14 protein-coding genes are annotated in these 15,741 nt (G+C 67.4%); 5 read left to right on the top strand and 9 right to left on the bottom strand.

The window, feature by feature from the left end:
* Positions 1-52 precede the first annotated feature (52 nt).
* From cofD to A3ES_RS0126515, 3 genes are all read left to right on the top strand, one after another.
* A complete protein-coding gene (gene cofD, locus A3ES_RS0126525; RefSeq protein WP_020389875.1) occupies positions 53-1,030 on the top strand; it encodes a 2-phospho-L-lactate transferase in 978 nt (325 codons plus the stop codon).
* Positions 1,027-2,073 carry a coenzyme F420-0:L-glutamate ligase gene (locus tag A3ES_RS0126520; RefSeq protein ID WP_020389874.1) on the top strand — a complete coding sequence of 349 codons (1,047 nt, stop codon included), beginning with the start codon at positions 1,027-1,029 and terminating at the stop codon, positions 2,071-2,073. The genes cofD and A3ES_RS0126520 overlap by 4 nt, the downstream gene beginning before the upstream one ends.
* An 87-nt stretch (positions 2,074-2,160) precedes the next feature.
* Entirely contained in the window at positions 2,161-2,877 is a 717-nt protein-coding gene (locus A3ES_RS0126515) for a DUF3105 domain-containing protein (RefSeq protein WP_020389873.1), read from the top strand.
* Positions 2,878-2,936: 59 nt separating this feature from the next.
* Here the strand turns inward: A3ES_RS0126515 and A3ES_RS48555 are convergent, their stop codons facing one another.
* The 6 genes from A3ES_RS48555 to A3ES_RS48545 all read right to left on the bottom strand — a co-directional run bounded on the left by A3ES_RS48555 (position 2,937) and on the right by A3ES_RS48545 (position 8,970).
* Positions 2,937-3,536, bottom strand: a complete 600-nt coding sequence (locus tag A3ES_RS48555) for an NUDIX hydrolase (protein ID WP_020389872.1) — start codon at positions 3,534-3,536, stop codon at positions 2,937-2,939.
* A complete protein-coding gene (locus A3ES_RS0126505; RefSeq protein WP_157630765.1) occupies positions 3,523-4,371 on the bottom strand; it encodes a hypothetical protein in 849 nt (282 codons plus the stop codon). The genes A3ES_RS48555 and A3ES_RS0126505 overlap by 14 nt, the downstream gene beginning before the upstream one ends.
* A gap of 39 nt (positions 4,372-4,410) precedes the next feature.
* Positions 4,411-5,499 carry a 3-dehydroquinate synthase gene (locus A3ES_RS48550; protein ID WP_020389870.1) on the bottom strand — a complete coding sequence of 363 codons (1,089 nt, stop codon included), beginning with the start codon at positions 5,497-5,499 and terminating at the stop codon, positions 4,411-4,413.
* On the bottom strand, positions 5,484-6,527 hold the full coding sequence (locus A3ES_RS0126495; RefSeq protein WP_157630764.1) for a GHMP family kinase ATP-binding protein: 1,044 nt from the start codon (positions 6,525-6,527) through the stop codon (positions 5,484-5,486). The genes A3ES_RS48550 and A3ES_RS0126495 overlap by 16 nt, the downstream gene beginning before the upstream one ends.
* 117 nt (positions 6,528-6,644) lie before the next feature.
* On the bottom strand, positions 6,645-7,769 hold the full coding sequence (locus A3ES_RS0126490) for a mannose-1-phosphate guanylyltransferase (protein WP_020389868.1): 1,125 nt from the start codon (positions 7,767-7,769) through the stop codon (positions 6,645-6,647).
* Positions 7,770-7,854: 85 nt separating this feature from the next.
* Complete coding sequence (locus A3ES_RS48545; RefSeq protein WP_020389867.1) at positions 7,855-8,970, bottom strand: NAD(+)/NADH kinase; 1,116 nt, start codon at positions 8,968-8,970, stop codon at positions 7,855-7,857.
* 126 nt (positions 8,971-9,096) lie between these two features.
* Here A3ES_RS48545 and A3ES_RS52865 point away from each other — a divergent pair, with 126 nt between their 5' ends.
* A complete protein-coding gene (locus A3ES_RS52865) occupies positions 9,097-11,043 on the top strand; it encodes a response regulator (protein WP_020389866.1) in 1,947 nt (648 codons plus the stop codon).
* Positions 11,013-11,501 (top strand): sensor histidine kinase, encoded by a 489-nt coding sequence (locus A3ES_RS51580; protein WP_020389865.1) that lies wholly within the window; start codon positions 11,013-11,015, stop codon positions 11,499-11,501. Before A3ES_RS52865 ends, A3ES_RS51580 begins: the two co-directional genes overlap by 31 nt.
* Here the strand turns inward: A3ES_RS51580 and A3ES_RS0126450 are convergent.
* The 3 genes from A3ES_RS0126450 to A3ES_RS0126440 are packed head-to-tail and all read right to left on the bottom strand — an operon-like array spanning position 11,465 to position 15,680.
* Complete coding sequence (locus A3ES_RS0126450) at positions 11,465-11,761, bottom strand: DUF2470 domain-containing protein (RefSeq protein ID WP_020389864.1); 297 nt, start codon at positions 11,759-11,761, stop codon at positions 11,465-11,467. The genes A3ES_RS51580 and A3ES_RS0126450 overlap by 37 nt on opposite strands.
* Positions 11,758-14,970, bottom strand: coding sequence for an HtaA domain-containing protein (locus A3ES_RS51575; protein WP_083933714.1), 3,213 nt, complete (start codon positions 14,968-14,970; stop codon positions 11,758-11,760). The genes A3ES_RS0126450 and A3ES_RS51575 overlap by 4 nt, the downstream gene beginning before the upstream one ends.
* A complete protein-coding gene (locus tag A3ES_RS0126440; protein ID WP_157630763.1) occupies positions 14,967-15,680 on the bottom strand; it encodes a hypothetical protein in 714 nt (237 codons plus the stop codon). The genes A3ES_RS51575 and A3ES_RS0126440 overlap by 4 nt, the downstream gene beginning before the upstream one ends.
* Between the last annotated feature and the right edge of the window lie 61 nt (positions 15,681-15,741).

Here is a 15,741-nt window from a genome sequence, read left to right as displayed (position 1 = left end):
AGCATAGTCGTGCGGTGGTTCGCTGCTTTGACGACTCGTGGAAACTGTTCCCATGCGATTGACAGTGCTAGCCGGTGGCATCGGCGGTTCCACCTTCCTGCGCGGCCTGCTGAAGGCCCGTCCGGACGCCGAGATCACCGTGGTGGGGAACACCGCGGACGACATCACGCTGTTCGGGCTGCGGGTCTGCCCCGACCTCGACACGGTGATGTACACGCTCGGCAACGGCATCTCGAAGGAGCGTGGCTGGGGCCGTGAGGACGAGACCTGGGTGATCAAGGAGGAGCTCGCGGCGTACGGCGTGGAGCCGACCTGGTTCGGCCTCGGCGACCGCGACGTGGCCACCCACCTGGTCCGGACCCAGATGCTCGACGCCGGCTACGGCCTGGCCGCGGTCACCGAGGCGCTCTGCACCCGGTGGAACCTGCCGGTCCGGTTGCTGCCGATGAGCGACGACCGGGTCGAGACCCATGTGGTGGTGGACGACCCGGACAAGCCCGGCACCAAGAAGGCGATCCACTTCCAGGAGTACTGGGTCCGGTTGCACGCCGAGGTGACCGCCCACCAGATCGTTGCCGTGGGCTCGGAGAAGGCGAAGCCGGCACCCGGAGTACTGGACGCGATCGCCGAGTGCGACGCGCTGCTGCTGCCGCCGTCGAACCCTGTGGTCTCGATCGGCACGATCCTGGGCGTCCCGGGCATCCGCGAGGCCGTCCGCGAGACGTCCGCGCCGGTGATCGGGGTCTCCCCCATCATCGGTACCGGCCCGGTCCGCGGGATGGCCGACAAGGTGCTGGCGGCGATCGGAGTGGAGTCCACGGCGAGCGCGGTGGCCAGGCACTACGGCTCGCGCGCGGCGGACGGCGTACTGGATGGCTGGCTGATCGACACGTCGGACGCGGCTCAGCTGGAGTCGATCGCGACGGCCGGCATCCACGCCCAGGCCGTGCCGCTGTGGATGACCGACGAGGACACCACCGCCGCCTTGGCATCGGCCGCACTCACGCTTGCCGAGGCGGTCCGACGGTGAGGAAGCACCTGGAGATCTTCCCCGTCACCGGTCTGCCGGAGGTCGCCGCCGGGGACGACCTGGCCGCGCTGATCGGCGAAGCGGCCGACTTGCGCGACGGCGACGTGCTTTCGGTCACCTCGAAGATCGTCAGCAAGGCCGAGGACCGGCTGACCACTGGCACCAGGGACGAGGCGATCGACGCCGAACTCGTCCGCGTCGTGGCTCAGCGCGGCGACACCCGGATCGTCCAGACCCGGCACGGCCTGGTGATGGCCGCTGCGGGCACCGACACCTCCAACACACGCCCTGGCACCGTGCTGCTGCTCCCTGTCGACCCAGACCTGTCCGCACGCTCGTTGCGGGCGGCTCTGAAGGATCGGTACGACGTGAACGTGGGCGTAGTCGTCACGGACACCCTCGGGCGCCCCTGGCGCAACGGACAGGTCGACCTGGCCATCGGAGCCGCTGGCGTCCAGGTGATCGAGGACCTACGCGGTACCACCGACAGCCACGGCAACGTACTGGCCGTCACGGAGCCGGCACTGGCCGACGAGATCGCTTCGGCCAGCGAACTGGTGAAGGGCAAGGCCGACGGAGTACCGGTCGCAGTACTGCGTGGGCTGGCCGACATCGTGCTGCCGGCTGGGGAGCACGGGACCGGGGCACGGGCGCTGGTGCGGGATGCCGAGATGGACCTGTTCAGCCTGGGCACTCGGGAGGCGGCGCGGGCCGCAGTACTGGCCCGGAAGGCGCCTACTGGGCCTCGTGAGGTGGACCCGGCGCTCTGGGCCGGGCTGCTGGCCGACGACGAGGACGTGCACGTCGAACTGCTCGACAGCGCGGTCGGGGTGTTCGGGGACGACCCGGTGGCGGTGGGGATCATCGCCGAGCGGCTGGCCGTCCTGCTGCATGCGGAGGGCTACGGGGTGAGCGTCCGGACGGGTCCGGCCCGACCGGGGCGGTGGGGTGGGGGTCGGCATCAACCCCGACCGGGGCGGTGGGGTGGGGGTCGGCATCAACACAGTGAGGCGACGGTCACGTTCGGCTCACGGTCTCAGTAGTTTTCTAGGCAACCTCTCAGGCAGCTTGCGTACACTGCATCCGCACGGCGGCTCCGAGACCGCCCCTGATCCGGGAAGACCATCACTGTGGGTAAGTCTCAGAAGCAGTCACGCCGCGAGCTCGTCGAAAAGATGCAGCGCGATCAGGCCCGTGCCGACAAAGTCCGGACCCGGCTGATCGTGGCCGGATGCATGGTCATCGGTCTCGCGATCATCGCCTACCCGGCGATCAAACTGATCCAGGACTCGCGGACCAGGAACCAGTCGATCACCGACCTCGGTGTCGCCGCCTCGGCCGCTTCCTGTGACGCACCGACGAACGACGCGGCCTCCGGCACCCAGGACCACAAGCCGGACGGCACCGTGATCCCGTACCCGGTGTCCCCGCCGTCCTCCGGCCCGCACTACGCCACCTGGGCCCCGCTGACGAAGAAGTTCTACGCCGACGACCGCCCGCCGGTGCCGAACCTGGTGCACAACCTCGAGCACGGCTACACGATCCTCTGGTACAACGAGGCGACCGCCAAGGACAGGGACCAGGTCGACCTGATCGAGAAGATCTCGAAGGCCAAGCTGCCCGACAGCACCAACGGCAAGTTCATCGCCGCCCCCTTCAAAGCCTCCGACGGCGCCGCCTGGCCGGCCGGCAAGAACATCGCCTTCTCCCACTGGAGCGGCAACGCCCAAGGCCAAACCACCGCCTTCGGCCACCGCCAGTTCTGCGCCTCGGTCTCCGGCGAAGCCCTCAAACAATTCATGGACAAATACCCGTCCCTAGACGCCCAAGAACCCAACGGCGGCTGACCCAAAGCAAACAGCGCCCCGGACCTGGCAGGACCAGGCTCGGGGCGCTGCGCGTTTCGTCACCAACCATGGCGGTGACGCGCCTCGCGGCAGCAGAGCAGCGCCGCGACCGAGGACTGCTCGCAGAACGATCCATCCAGCACCAGGTCAAGCGCCGCGTCCCACGCCACCAATCCCACACTCGGTCGATCGGGTTCGTCGGCCTTCGGCCGATCCGGCCGGTCCAGCAGCCGCCCCCGGCCGAAGAACACGTGCACCTTGGCCGACGAACTGGCCGCGTCCTTGTCCAGAACGGCGACCTCGCTCAGGCTGAAGGCCTCGAAACCGGTTTCCTCCAGCAGTTCACGCCGTGCTGCGACGGCCGGCTCCTCGGCAAGGTCGATGGCGCCCCCTGGCAGCTCCCAATCGGCGCGACCGATACCCGGCCGGAACTGGCGAACCACCACAAGCTCATCCGCGTCAGTCACCGCGCAGATCACAGCGACCGTAGGCCGGTCGATCAGGTAGTACTCGTCGATCGTGCGGCCCGCTGGATCAGCCAATTGTGTGCGTCTGACCGTCAGCCACGGAGAGGCCACAACGGACGTCTCTTCCGCCGGCACCCACGGAACGGCCGGATACTCCGCGACCATCCGGATGGATCCCTCACCGAGTGACATCGCGACTGACGCTCCAGAGCTGGTCATAATGCCTGACGAAGAAGTCGAAGAGATTGTCGGCATCTACGGTCACCGCTTGCCGCTTGAGCAGCATGCCAGGCCGAAGGTTGGCCGACGCGCGATAAGGCAGGAACTCGACCTGAACCTGGCCGGCCGGGGAGGCCGGATCGACGATGATGACATTTGCTGTGGGCACGATGTCATAGGCGCGCACTTCGAAGTCGCCGCCATGCTGACGGGCCTCAGCCGCCAACGTGACCATCGCCTCCTGGCTGCGTTTCAGCTCGCGATGAAAGGACTCCTCCTCACCGAACAGGCGACCGGTGGCGAAATGCACATGCCGCATAGCCGCCGAGCTGTCCAGCAACAAGATCCGGACCGAACAGCTGCGACTCTTCTCCAGCAGGAGCTCGCGATGGTGCTCCGCGAAATGGATCAATGTCGTCCCCATGATCAGGACCGAACTGGTCGCGGGTGCGAGGAGCGGTAGCAAAGGCACTTCGCGACGGGTACTCCGCACCACCGCCGCCACCTCGGACGGCACCCTGGACACATCGTCCAAGCGGCTGTTGAGCACGGTCACACCGTCGTCCAGATCCCGCTTGAGGAATTCCAGGTCCGATCGGATGCCCTCCAGCAGCGTCATGCGTTCCAGTACCGCCGAGGCGAAAAAGAAGGCAAGCCCCAGCAGGGTGATCTGCGGAATCCGCTGTGCCAGCCAGGAGAATCTGTCCAGACCGACCGTGAGATCGATGGCTGAGACGGCCACGCCGGTGATCAGCAAGACGAGGACAGTGGCGTCCGAACCGCGCCGGGCAATGCGCTGCCAGCGCAACTCGGCCGGCGTCTGGGACTGCGAGTTCGTCAACTCCGTCTAGCTCCCTCGGATACTCGTCGTCAGATCCTCGATGGTGACCGCGGGCGCGATCACCCCATGCCCGATGCCGGTCGGCAAAACTACCCGTAGATGGCCAGCACGCACCAACATGACCTGCCGCAGGGCGTCGACAAAGCGCTGTTCGGCCGATTTCCTCAGGTCGATCGAGACCGGCAGCGAGAGGCGTTCGAGCACTGCGAGAACGCGACATCCTTCCGGTTCGCCGAGCAGAGCGCGCTTGACCGAGATCCTGGTCGCCGCGGCGATTCCGATCGCGACCGCCGGGCCGTGCCGAATCGCATGGCCGAGAGCTTTCTCCAAGGCATGCGCGGTCTCGTGGCCGAAGTTCAGCAGCCGATCGAGTTCGGTCTCGAACGGGTCCTTCGTCAACAGTGCGAGTTTGGCCATCACAGCCCGGCGGACCAACTCGTCCAGGACCTGCTCGGTCGGCACTTGATCGGCCGCTAGATCCTCTAGTTTCTCGAACAACGGTCCGTCTGAGATCGTTGCCACCTTGACGATCTCGGCCAATCCGTCCCGGAAGGGAATCTCCAGGTGGGCGGGCAACAAAGCGGGATCGATGATCACGTGGCTGGGGTGATAGAACGCTCCGACCGCGTTCTTCGCGGCCGTGGTGTTCACCGCAACCTTGCCTCCGACGGCAGCATCGACCTGGCCCGTCAAAGTCGTCGGAACGCAGATGTAGGGAATTCCCCGAAGGTAGGCAGAGGCGGCGAAACCCACCGAATCTGTCGTACTGCCCCCACCAACCGCAACGATCGTCGTCAATCGATCGGCGTTCAGTCTCTCCAGCTCGCCCAGCAGGAAGGCGAATCCGGCCAGTGTCTTACCTTGCTCCCCGGGTTCGATCGTGATGACGTCCACGCTGCCGAATGCTCGACGCAGGGCGGCGTCGACCAGGTTCCCCACCGCGGCCTGGACGGTCTGATCCGCGACCCAGATCGCGCGTCGCACCGTCGTGCCAGCAAGGATCTCGGCAAGGTTCTGCAGCGCGCCGCGCGCCAGCACGATGGTGCAGGCGGCCGGCCGGCCGACGTTCAGGGTCAGGTTCAGCCCGGCATGCATTCGATCACCAGCCCCTGGCCATCGACTTCCGGTCTGACCAGTTCACCGTCTGCACTCGCTGCATCTGTGGTCCACGCATTCGCGAAGTCTTCTCGCCGTCCCGGCTCGATCAAGGCCCACAGCGCACCGCCGTCGCCACCACCGCAGAATCGAGCAGCGCCACCACTGCCAAGTACAGCGCTCCGGAACACGGACGCGGACCCCGTCATGACCTGCGGCCACTCTCGCGCGCGTAGCTCGCACTCTTCGTTGAGTGCGGCGAGGGCAGCCGGCCAGCGCCCGGCGCGGATCGCTCGGGCGAAGATCCGGGTGGCGCCCGCCGTGCGAACCCAAGTCTCCAGCTCGCCGTTCCGAACAGACTCAGCCCAGGCGAGGCTGAGGCCGCCATCCCTATGCGGCTCCCGAAGCAGGCAGACCAGCAGTCGATCGTTCAGTCCACGCACCGTCTCCGCTCCGTCGAGCCGGACGTGCCTGAACGGTGGCGTTCTGTCCCGGGCCTCCCACTCCCACAGCGAAACCCCACCGAACGCGGCGGCCAGATGATCCTGGATGCCGACGGGGGCGGGCGTGATCGCCATCTCCAGGCTCTGGGCGAGCATTGCCATCGCCGACAGCCGCGCGGCCGACATCGGGATCTGCTCGGGAAAGCGCAGATAGGCCTGGCAGGCAGCCACCAGTCCCAGCGCCACCGCGCCCGATCCACCGAGCCCGCTGCCACGCAGTACAGGCGATCGGATCGTGACCCTGATGCCCTCGAGCTGGAAGTGATGCAGGATCACCGCCGTCAGCCGGGTCGGCCCCTTGAACGAGATCTCCGTCAACGATCCGAACTTCGTGACGCCCACTTCGTCGTCGATGACGATTCCGGCGCCATCCTGGTGCTCGATGGTCACCTGGACCCGGAGGTTCACGGCGATGTTCACGGTGCAGGGGCGATACGGCTGCATGACCGCCGCGATCTCCATCAGGTCCAGCGCGTTGCCGCAGTCCACCCTCAACGGAGCGGAGACCCGAACGGCGACGGGCAACTCGGAGCCGGGCAGATTAGTCTCCTCACGCTGGTACGACCGGTCGTACCCCTGGGAGACTTCCCCGAGTCACTCGCCGAAAACAACGCGCGACGCCGATGACCTGCCCGGGCAACCTCAGAGCAGGTCGTGCAAGCCCTCGTCGCGGATCCTGTCGACGACCTTCTTGACTTCCTGCGCACGCTTGCGGTCGCAGATGAGCAGCGCGTCCGGGCTGTCCACGATGGCGAGATCCCGAACGCCGACCGCCGCGATCAGGCGTCCGGACTGCGGCACGATGACCAACCCGTGGCTGTCCTCCAGGACCAGGGTCGGCTTGCCGTCGCCCCACGCGTTGCCGACACCGGTACCGTCCACGACGATGTTCTCGTCCGGGTCGTCAGAACTCGATCTGAGCGCCTCGCCGAGGGCATGGAAGTCGCCGACATCCGTCCAACCGAAGTCGGACGGCACCGCAGCGACCAGCCCTGCCTCCGCCGCACCCTCCATCACCGCGTAGTCAAGGGAGATCTTGGGCAAGGTCGGCCAGACCTCGGCCAGCACCGTCTCCTGGTCTCGCGTTCCCCAGGCGGCTGCGATCCGCTGAAGGCCTTCGAAGAGCTCAGGCTGCTGGCGCTCCAGCTCGGCGAGGAACACGTCGACCCGCCAGACGAACATCGACGCGTTCCAGTAGAACTCGCCCGAGTTCACGTACTCGGTGGCGACCTCGAGGGTCGGCTTCTCCTTGAACCGGCTGACCTTGCGCACCGGCCCGTCACCGATGACCTCACCGCACTCGATGTAGCCGTATCCGGTCTCCGGATAGGTCGGAGTGATACCGAAGACGACCAGACGTCCTTGTTCGGCTCCCTCGATGGCAGACCGGACGCACTCGAGGAACCGCTGCTGATTCTGGACGATGTGATCGGCGGAGAAGGCCCCCATCAGCGCCTGGGGATCCTTCCGGGCGATCAGGACCGCCGCCAGACCGATGGCACCGCAGGAGTCCTTGGGAGACGGCTCGACCAGGACGTTCTCATCCGGAAGCTCCGGCAGCTGTCGCGCGACTGCCACCGCGTGCGCCGTCCCCGTGACCACGTAGGTGTGTTCGGGCGTCGTCACCGGGATCACCCGGTTCACCGTCGCCTGCAGCAAGGTGGCGGGGGTGCCGCTGAGCGCGTGCAGGAACTTCGGATTCGACTTCCGCGACAACGGCCACAGACGCGTGCCGCTGCCGCCTGCGGGGATGACAATGTTGAGCATGGAGAGGGAGCCTACCGGGCTGGGGGTGACGGGCTTCCTCGGACGTACCAGTTGACAGGTGGTACGGCGTCAGCCGGCGGCCGGATCACTCCGCTGGCTCGGTGGCGGGGTCTACCTCGCAGGCGGGGTTTTCTTGGGGTGGTGGGGTGGGGATTGGGGGGAGGCGTAGGTGGGCTAGGTCGGGTGGGATGGGGGTGGTGGGGCGGAAGAAGGGGGCGGGGTCGCCGTCTATTCCGGTGGCTGGGGCGTCGGTTAGGCGGAAGCGGTCTCTTAAGCGGCCGTAGAAGTCGGTGGGGCGGAGGCGGACTAGGCGTAGGCGGCGTAGGGAGCCGTAGACGCCTATCCAGTCGCCTGGGTCTAGGACGCCGCGTAGTTGGCCGTCGATGCTTACTGCGGCTTGGCCGGAGTGGGGTAGGACTCGGAGGCCTACTGGTTCGTCGGGGGCTGCTACGACCGTGCGGTTGAAGGTCATGTGGGGAGCGACGGGAGTGAAGACGACGGCTTCCATGTTCGGCGACAGGATCGGGCCGCCGGCCGCGAAGCTGTACGCCGTACTGCCGGTCGGGGTGGCGACGATGAGGGCGTCGGCGGAGTACGACGCGAGGAGGCGGCCGGACAGGTAGACGCCGACGCTCACCTGGTGGTCGCGGGCGAGCTTCTCGAGTACTACGTCGTTGAGGGCCGTCACGTCGAGCGCGACGCCCCAGCCGTCGGATTCGGGGCTCTCCTGGCGGACAGCGGGTGGCGGGAGCGCCGGGCCGTGTCCGTAGCGCAGTAGGGCCTCGATGCCGGCCGGGATCTCCAGTGGCCGGGAGGCGCGCATCGTGAGCGTCATCCGCTCCTCGATCGTCGCCTGGTCGTGGTGGACGGCTTCCAGGGCCTCCTCGACGTCGCTGCAGGCCACCTCGGTCAGGAAGCCGACCTTGCCGAGGTCCACACCCAGTACCGCGGCACCGTTCTTGGCCGCGATCCGGGCACCCCGCAGGAAGGTGCCGTCGCCACCTAGCGTGACCACCAGGTCGGGGTTGCCCGCGTGCTGCATCTCCGCCATCCCGCCGCGGCGGTGCCCGTGGTCCTTCCACACGTCGATGTCGGTGCAGCCGATGTCGTTCCTGCTGCACCAGTCGCGGACCACACCCGCGGCCTGGACGGCGAGCGGACGGGCCTGGTGGACGACGAGGCCGAGACGGCTGACGGGCACTGTTGACTCCTCCTGGCTGGCTTGGCAACACCGTACGACAAGGAGACACGCCCTAATTGTCAGGAACTGGTCCGGGTACCTTCAGGTTCGCCGTGAGGGGCGATGGTGCGACCTATAGTCGAAGCCATGTGTGCCCAGGTCGTGCTTGCCGAGGACGACGAGAAGCAGGCCGAGCTGGTACGCCGTTATCTGGAGCGCGAGAACCACTCGGTGATCGTCGTCCACGACTGGCGATCGGCGCTGGAGGAGGTTCGCCGGCGCCAACCCGAGCTGCTGGTACTGGACGTCATACTGCCCGGTGTCGATGGGCTCGACGTGTGCCGGATCCTGCGGCAGGAGTCCGACATCCCGGTGCTGATGCTGACCGCCCGCACCGAGGAGGACGACATGCTGCTCGGCCTCGATCTCGGCGCGGACGACTACATGACCAAACCGTTCAGCCCGCGTGAGCTCGCCGCTCGAGTCCGCACGCTGCTCCGGCGTACCAGGGTGTCCGCGGTCGCCGAGCCCGACACGTTGCTGCGCGTCGGCGGCGTCTCGGTCGACACCGGGCGCCATGACTTGTTTGCTGACGGCAACAAGATCACCTGTACGCCGGGCGAGTTCCGGCTGATCGCCACGATGGCGGCGCGACCGCATCGAGTCTTCACCCGGGCCCAGTTGCTCGAACAGCTGCACGGCATCGACCAGTACATCACCACCCGCACGATCGACACGCATGTGCTGAACCTGCGCAAGAAGATCGAGCCCGACCCGCGCAAGCCGGTCCGGCTCGCGGCTCGCAGTACGACGGTCGCGATCCAGGAGCAGCAGGGGCAGGCGCTGGCCGATGACGCCAAGATCTACAACACCCTGATCGGGTACGCCGCCACGCACCGCGGCTGGTCGGGGATCGGCAAGGAGATCTCCCGGTTGAGCTTGGACATCGGCCGGCAGATCACCCTCACCAGCCGCAAGCGCGAGCTGATCTCGGGCGAGCCCGTGCAGCCCAGCCAGAACCAGTCCGCGATCGTCGACCCGCTCGACCTCAGCGCGGGCCCGCTAGCCGGGACCGGAGGCGACCAGATCGACCCGCGCGTCGTCGGCCCGTTCCGGCTGGCCGCCGCACAGCGGGTCAGGTACGACGGCATGGCCAAGCGGGTCCTCAGCTGCGTCCTGGAACAGACCGGCCAGGGCAAGATCGTCACCGCACCGACCGGGCGGCCGCAGGTCACCGGCGCGCCGCAGTACTACCTGGATCTCTGCGATGCCGCCGCGCTGGACGAGATCGAGCCACCACAGCTAACCGCGTACGAGCATCTGCAGAAGCTGGTCAACAGCTGCCTGGCAGCAGGCGGTCCGATCGTGCCGATCCAGCTCCAAGCCAACCTCAGCTGGTCTGTCGGCCGCGGCGCGACGCCCACCCAGGTCACCACGCCCGGCCCTTCCGAGCCCAAAGCAGGTCCGACCAGGCAGCTACCCGACCCCGCAGCTGTCGAGCGCTGTCTCGCCTCGTCGCGCCGTACTCAGCTAGGCCCGTACGTCGCTCCGCCGGCGCTCCTGTTCGTCAGTACTCACAGCAAAGCGTCGGCCGAGCTGGACCTGTCGCCTGCCAACCAGAAGCGGATCGCCGGGGTCGCCGCCGCGATCCTCGGCATCACCGTGTTGATCGCGGCGGTCGGCGGGATCCGCCTGGTGCAACCGCTGCGGGCGCTGACCAAGGCGTCCCGGCAGATGACGGGTGGCGACGAGAACGTCCGGGTGAAGGTCCGCGGTACCGACGAGATCGGCCAACTGTCGCTGGCATTCAACGACCTCGCCGACAGCCGGGCCCGGACCGAATCGTTGCGCAGGGCAATGGTCAGCGACATCGCGCACGAACTGCGGACGCCGCTGAGCAACATCCGCGGCTGGCTCGAGGCCGTCGAGGACGGGGTGGCGCAGCCCGACCAGGCGTTCATCGCCTCACTCAGCGAGGAAGCCGCGCTGTTGCAGCACATCATCGATGACCTCCGCGACCTGGCCACGGCCGACGCCGGCAACTGCGGATCCATCCCGAACGGGTGTACCTCGGATTGCTGCTCGACCAGGTGACCGGAACCTATCGCAGCCAGGCCGAGCACGCCGACATCATGTTGTCATCGGCAACCATTGGCGACATCGAGCAGGAAGCGGACCCCGTCCGGCTTCGGCAAGCCGTCGGCAACCTGGTCGCCAACGCGCTTCGCTTCACCCCGGCCGGTGGCAGCGTGCGGATCGACGGTCGCCGCGACGGTGACGAGATCGTCATCGACGTGATCGACACCGGCGCGGGCATCGCCGCCGAGGACCTGCCGAAGGTCTTCGACCGGTTCTGGCGCGCCGAGCAGTCCCGCAACCGTCATACCGGCGGCAGCGGCCTCGGTCTCCCGATCGTCCGCAGCCTCGTCGAGGCCCACGGCGGCACCGTCAGCGCGACCAGCACCCTCGACGAGGGGTCCACCTTCACGCTCCGGCTGCCGCTCTGTCCGCCGCTTTATCCGCCGGAGGCAGCGCGGGTGACCGCCTCCTGATACCAGCGCGCGAACTCGCCGCGGAACTGCGGCCGGTCGGTGATCGTGCCGGACCAGGCCAGGATGACGTCGATCGAGTCGCCGGTGGGCAGCATCGCTTTGTAGGTGGCGCCATCGGGGTCGATCGAGGTGAGCACCACCGCGGTTGCCGTCGGCTGGCCGCCGAGCGTCCGGACGATCAGCAGTGAGTCGTGCGCGTGGTCCTCGTTCATGTGCCGGAGTACGGCGAGCACGATCTCGGGGTCGAAGGGATCACTCATGCCTTGGCCTTCCGTCGACGGGTCGCCAGGGTGATGGCGACTCCGGTGATCAGCAACAACGCTCCGAGGAGCGGCAACCAGAGAGTCGCACCGCCGGTACTGGCGAGAGCGCCGGTCGGCTTGGTCGGTACGTCGGTTACAGGGGGCTCGGTCGTCGATGGTGGAGCGGACGTCGGCGGGGCGCTCGTCGGCGTCGAGGTCGGCGGCGGCGTTGGCGTTGGGGTTGGCGTCGAGCTTGCGGTCACCGTGAAGTCTGCCGAGGCGGTCGCCTTCTCGCCGGCCGACAACGTCACCGTGTGCTTGCCGGTGGCAAGCTCCGCGGGCACCTTCCAGCTGAAGGAGATGTTGCCGGCGGCATCAGCCGTCTGCTCTCCCAGCACGGTCCCCTGATCAGCCTCGGCCGACGCGACGAACTGCAACGGCACCCGTACGTCGAACTGCCGGTTACCCGTCGACCGGTGGTCGGTCCGCAGATACAGCACGCATCCGTTCGGCGCCTTCGTGCAATCGGTGTGCTCGTCGGCCGACGAGACCTTCACCGACGCCTTCGCGACCAGATCGGCCCCGATCGGTACGACGAGGTGCTCCGAGCCGGCGTACGGGAAGTTCGTGATCCACTGGGATTCGCCCGAGGAGCCGGTCATGTCGGCGCCGCCGATCGCTGGTGACGCCTGCTTGCCCGGGCCGTTGTCGACCGCTGTCAGGACGTAGAACCCGCTCGGAGCTGCCGTGGTGTTCGCCTTGCTGTTGTGCAGCCCGCTTGCACGAACGTTGACCTTGGCACCATTCGCCAGCAACAGCTTGCCGCTGACAACCTTTAATTGCTTGCCATCGGCAGCGCTGACGACGACGCTCTGGCCGCTGGCGTTGCGGAAGGTGTACTCCGCAGGCTTGCCGGCGTCGATGACCGCCCTCACCTTCTGGCTGCCTGGGAATCCGGTGCCGGTGACAACGATCTCCTCGCCAGGCTTGACGTTGCTTGGCGCAATCTTCACCGACGGCTGGGTGACCGTCAGAGCGGCTGCGGTGGAGGTCGCCGAACCGGCCTCGTTGCTGAACACCGCTCGAAAATGCGCGTTCGCGACGGCGGTCAGGCTCAGCGTGCCGGTCACCGCGGAAGGCGAGGAGATCGGCGTCCAGGTCTTGCCGGCGTCGTCGCTGCGCTCCCATTGCACCGACGGCGCCGGAGTACCGGTGGCTCGTACCGTGAAGGACACGTTGCTGCCAGCAATTGTTGTGACAGGCAACGGCTGGAGGGTGATCGCCGGCAGGACGGGCTGCGGTCCGGCGGGCTTGAACTTGATCGGCCGGAAGACGTCCTGGCTGCGATCACCGCGGTGATCGACCTCGACGTTGTCGGAGGCAAGCGGTGAGTTGAAGCTCGCGAGGTAGCAAGGCACAGCGAGGCAATCGACATCGACACCCTCGTTCCGGAACGTCACCGTCGTCTCGACCGACGTCTCGAACGTGCCGGTCGCCGACGTCACCACGCGTTGCGCGCCGGAGAACGGCGACGGGTTCGACTCGCCTGACTTGCCCTGCGGGGCTTGGGCGACATAGAGAGCACGGTTGGCCGCGAACCCACTGCCCTTCACGGTGACCGCCTGCTTGTCGGTGAGGTCGGTGCTCGGCTCGACCGTCAGTACCGGAGTACTGGGGTTCGTGAAGGTGAGTGGCTTGAGGAGTTCCTGAACCGCGTTCGGTGTTGCACCACCGGCGGCGTACGTCGCGATGCCGTAAGTGCCCTTGGCTGTGTCGGCGGGCTTGACGGTGACTGTGGTCTCGAAGGTGCCGTCGGGTTTGAGCGTCACGTACGCCGGGTTGGCGCCGCCCGGTCGGGACGAGTCGGGCAGGGCCCACTTCTGGTCGAGGACTCGGCGGGATTCGGGAGGGGCGTTCTCCGACGGGCGCCAGGTCGCGTCGAAGCTGCCGAAGACGACGTACACGCCTGCGGGCAGGCCAGGCGTCACGGGCGGGCGGGTCGAGAGGTTGGCGGCGGGGTCGAAGCCCGATCCGCGGACGGTCACGGTGAGACCGGCTGCCGGAATGGTGGTGACCGGCTGGCCGTCGGGGCCTCGAAGCTCCAGCTTCGGTTCCCAAACGGGGGTGGGTGCGAGCTTGATAGAGAAGCTGACCGGGTCGAGCGCAGTACCGGCGGTGTAGAAGTTGGCGAACGCGGGGACACCGGCTTCGGTGAGTTTCGCCGGTACGCCGATGGCGGTCGCGACGCCGTCCTTGATGGCGACGGGGTGAGCCGCGAAGTCGAGGTCGGCCAGCGCCAGATCGTCGTACGTCGTCAGCTGGCCGTTCTCCAGGCTCTTGCTGATCACGTCGGCGATCACGGAACCCGTTGTGCCGTTGAGTTTCACTCGGAGGTCGGAGACGGTGACTTCGAGCAGCGGGTTGCCCGGTTGGCTCTCGTGGCCCTTGAAGTAGGCGCCGCCGGTGCCGACCGGGAAGCGGAACGTGCCGTCGGCGTTGCGGGTGGCCGGCGGGCGCAGGGTGATCGAGCCGTGCGCGATGTTGCCCTCGATGTAGGTGCGGAACGAGAGCTTCAATCCCCAGTCGATCGTGTCGACGGGCGGGGTGCCTGGGCTGGGATCGCCGCCGCCGGTGGTGAAGGCTACTGGTACTGCGAGTTCGTGGTCGGCGTTGGTCGCGCCGCCACCGGGGTAGGTGTAGACGCCGTAGTTGCGGGGGTTCTCAGGTGCCTTCTTGGCTTTGAGCTTGAGCTCGAAGGTGCCGTCGGGGTTCAGCTTGACGAGCCGCGGTAGCTGGTTGGGGAAGTCGCGGCCCACCTGCTCAAAAGATGCCTGCGGCAACGGCCATTTGGTGTCGAGCAAGGTTCGAGTGGTCGCATCGGCTCCGGTCGAAGGCTTCCAGGTCTCCGCGAACGACCCGAACACCACATAAACCCCAGCAGGTTCCCCCGGTGTCACGGGCACCCGCAGGGACTTGTTGGCCGCAGGATCAAACCCAGTTCCCTTGACCGTGAGCTCCTCCCCTTCAGCCACCTCGCTCGTCTTGGAAACCACGATCTTCGGTTCCCACACCTGCTGTTCCGCGGTAGGTGTAGGAGCTGCTGAAACCTCGCCGGCGGGCGGGGTCGGGGCAGCGGAGGTGGGTGTGGCGACGGCCGTGGTGAGTAGAAGAACCAGAGCCAGTCCCGCGAACCCGCGTCGGACGGCAGCGCCTGGGCGGCGGGTCATGGGGTGGGCTCCTTGGGGTTCTTGCGGCGGCGGGCGGTGATGAGGAGAGCGGCACCCGCGGCCAGCAGGACCAGGGCGGCGATCAGGAAGGCTGTGGGGAGGCCGCCAGTGCTGGCGAGCTTCCCGGAGGGCTTCTGCTCGGTGCCTGGGGTGGCGCCGGGGGTGGGCTGGGTGGTGGGAGCCTTCGTGGTCGGCGTGGTGGTAGCGCCGGCGCCGGTGAAGGTGACTGGGATGAGAACGTCGGCGCTGCGGTCCGCGGTACGGGTGTGGTCGGCTCGGGTGCCGACGACGCAGCCGAGTGGGGCTGCCTTCTTGTCCAGGCAGTTGGTGAACTGGTCCTTCGCCTTGATCGTCAACTGCACCTCGAAGGAGCCCTTGCCATCCACCTTCGTGAACGGTTTGGCCAAGCCCTCGCCGTACGACGGCGGGTTCGACGAGATCCACGCCGACGACCCCGACGCCCCCTGCATGTCGACGCCGCCGAGGCACGGGGACGGCATCTGGCCGGCGCCCTTGTTCACGCAGAACACCACGTAGATCCCCTTGTTCAGGTCGAATCCACGCCCGCGCACCGTCACCGGCGTACCGGCCGGGTTCAGCCCTTCGCTCCGGCTGACCGTCACCTCCTGCCCCGACGGTCCGGTCGCCGCGTGAGCGACTCCGGCGGGAACCACCGTGAGCAGAAGTACCAGTCCCGCAAACCTTCTCAAGATCCGTCCCCTCCCCAGCTGCCTCACCCGCGCCGCCACCTGACGACACGAGACTGAGGTT

This window comes from Kribbella catacumbae DSM 19601, from assembly GCF_000372465.1.
Taxonomy (GTDB): domain Bacteria; phylum Actinomycetota; class Actinomycetes; order Propionibacteriales; family Kribbellaceae; genus Kribbella; species Kribbella catacumbae.
The sequence above is the reverse complement of the archived record's forward strand: the minus strand, read 5'-3'. Positions and strand labels throughout refer to the sequence as shown.

Excerpts from the sequence above, each read along its gene's own strand:
- A3ES_RS48555 (WP_020389872.1), bottom strand. The coding sequence starts at position 3,536 with ATGTCACTCGGTGAGGGATCCATCCGGATGGTCGCGGAGTATCCGGCC.
- A3ES_RS0126490 (WP_020389868.1), bottom strand. The coding sequence starts at position 7,769 with ATGCTCAACATTGTCATCCCCGCAGGCGGCAGCGGCACGCGTCTGTGG.
- cofD (WP_020389875.1), top strand. The coding sequence starts at position 53 with ATGCGATTGACAGTGCTAGCCGGTGGCATCGGCGGTTCCACCTTCCTG.
- A3ES_RS0126450 (WP_020389864.1), bottom strand. The coding sequence starts at position 11,761 with ATGAGTGATCCCTTCGACCCCGAGATCGTGCTCGCCGTACTCCGGCAC.
- A3ES_RS51575 (WP_083933714.1), bottom strand. The coding sequence starts at position 14,970 with ATGACCCGCCGCCCAGGCGCTGCCGTCCGACGCGGGTTCGCGGGACTG.
- A3ES_RS48550 (WP_020389870.1), bottom strand. The coding sequence starts at position 5,499 with ATGCATGCCGGGCTGAACCTGACCCTGAACGTCGGCCGGCCGGCCGCC.
- A3ES_RS52865 (WP_020389866.1), top strand. The coding sequence starts at position 9,097 with ATGTGTGCCCAGGTCGTGCTTGCCGAGGACGACGAGAAGCAGGCCGAG.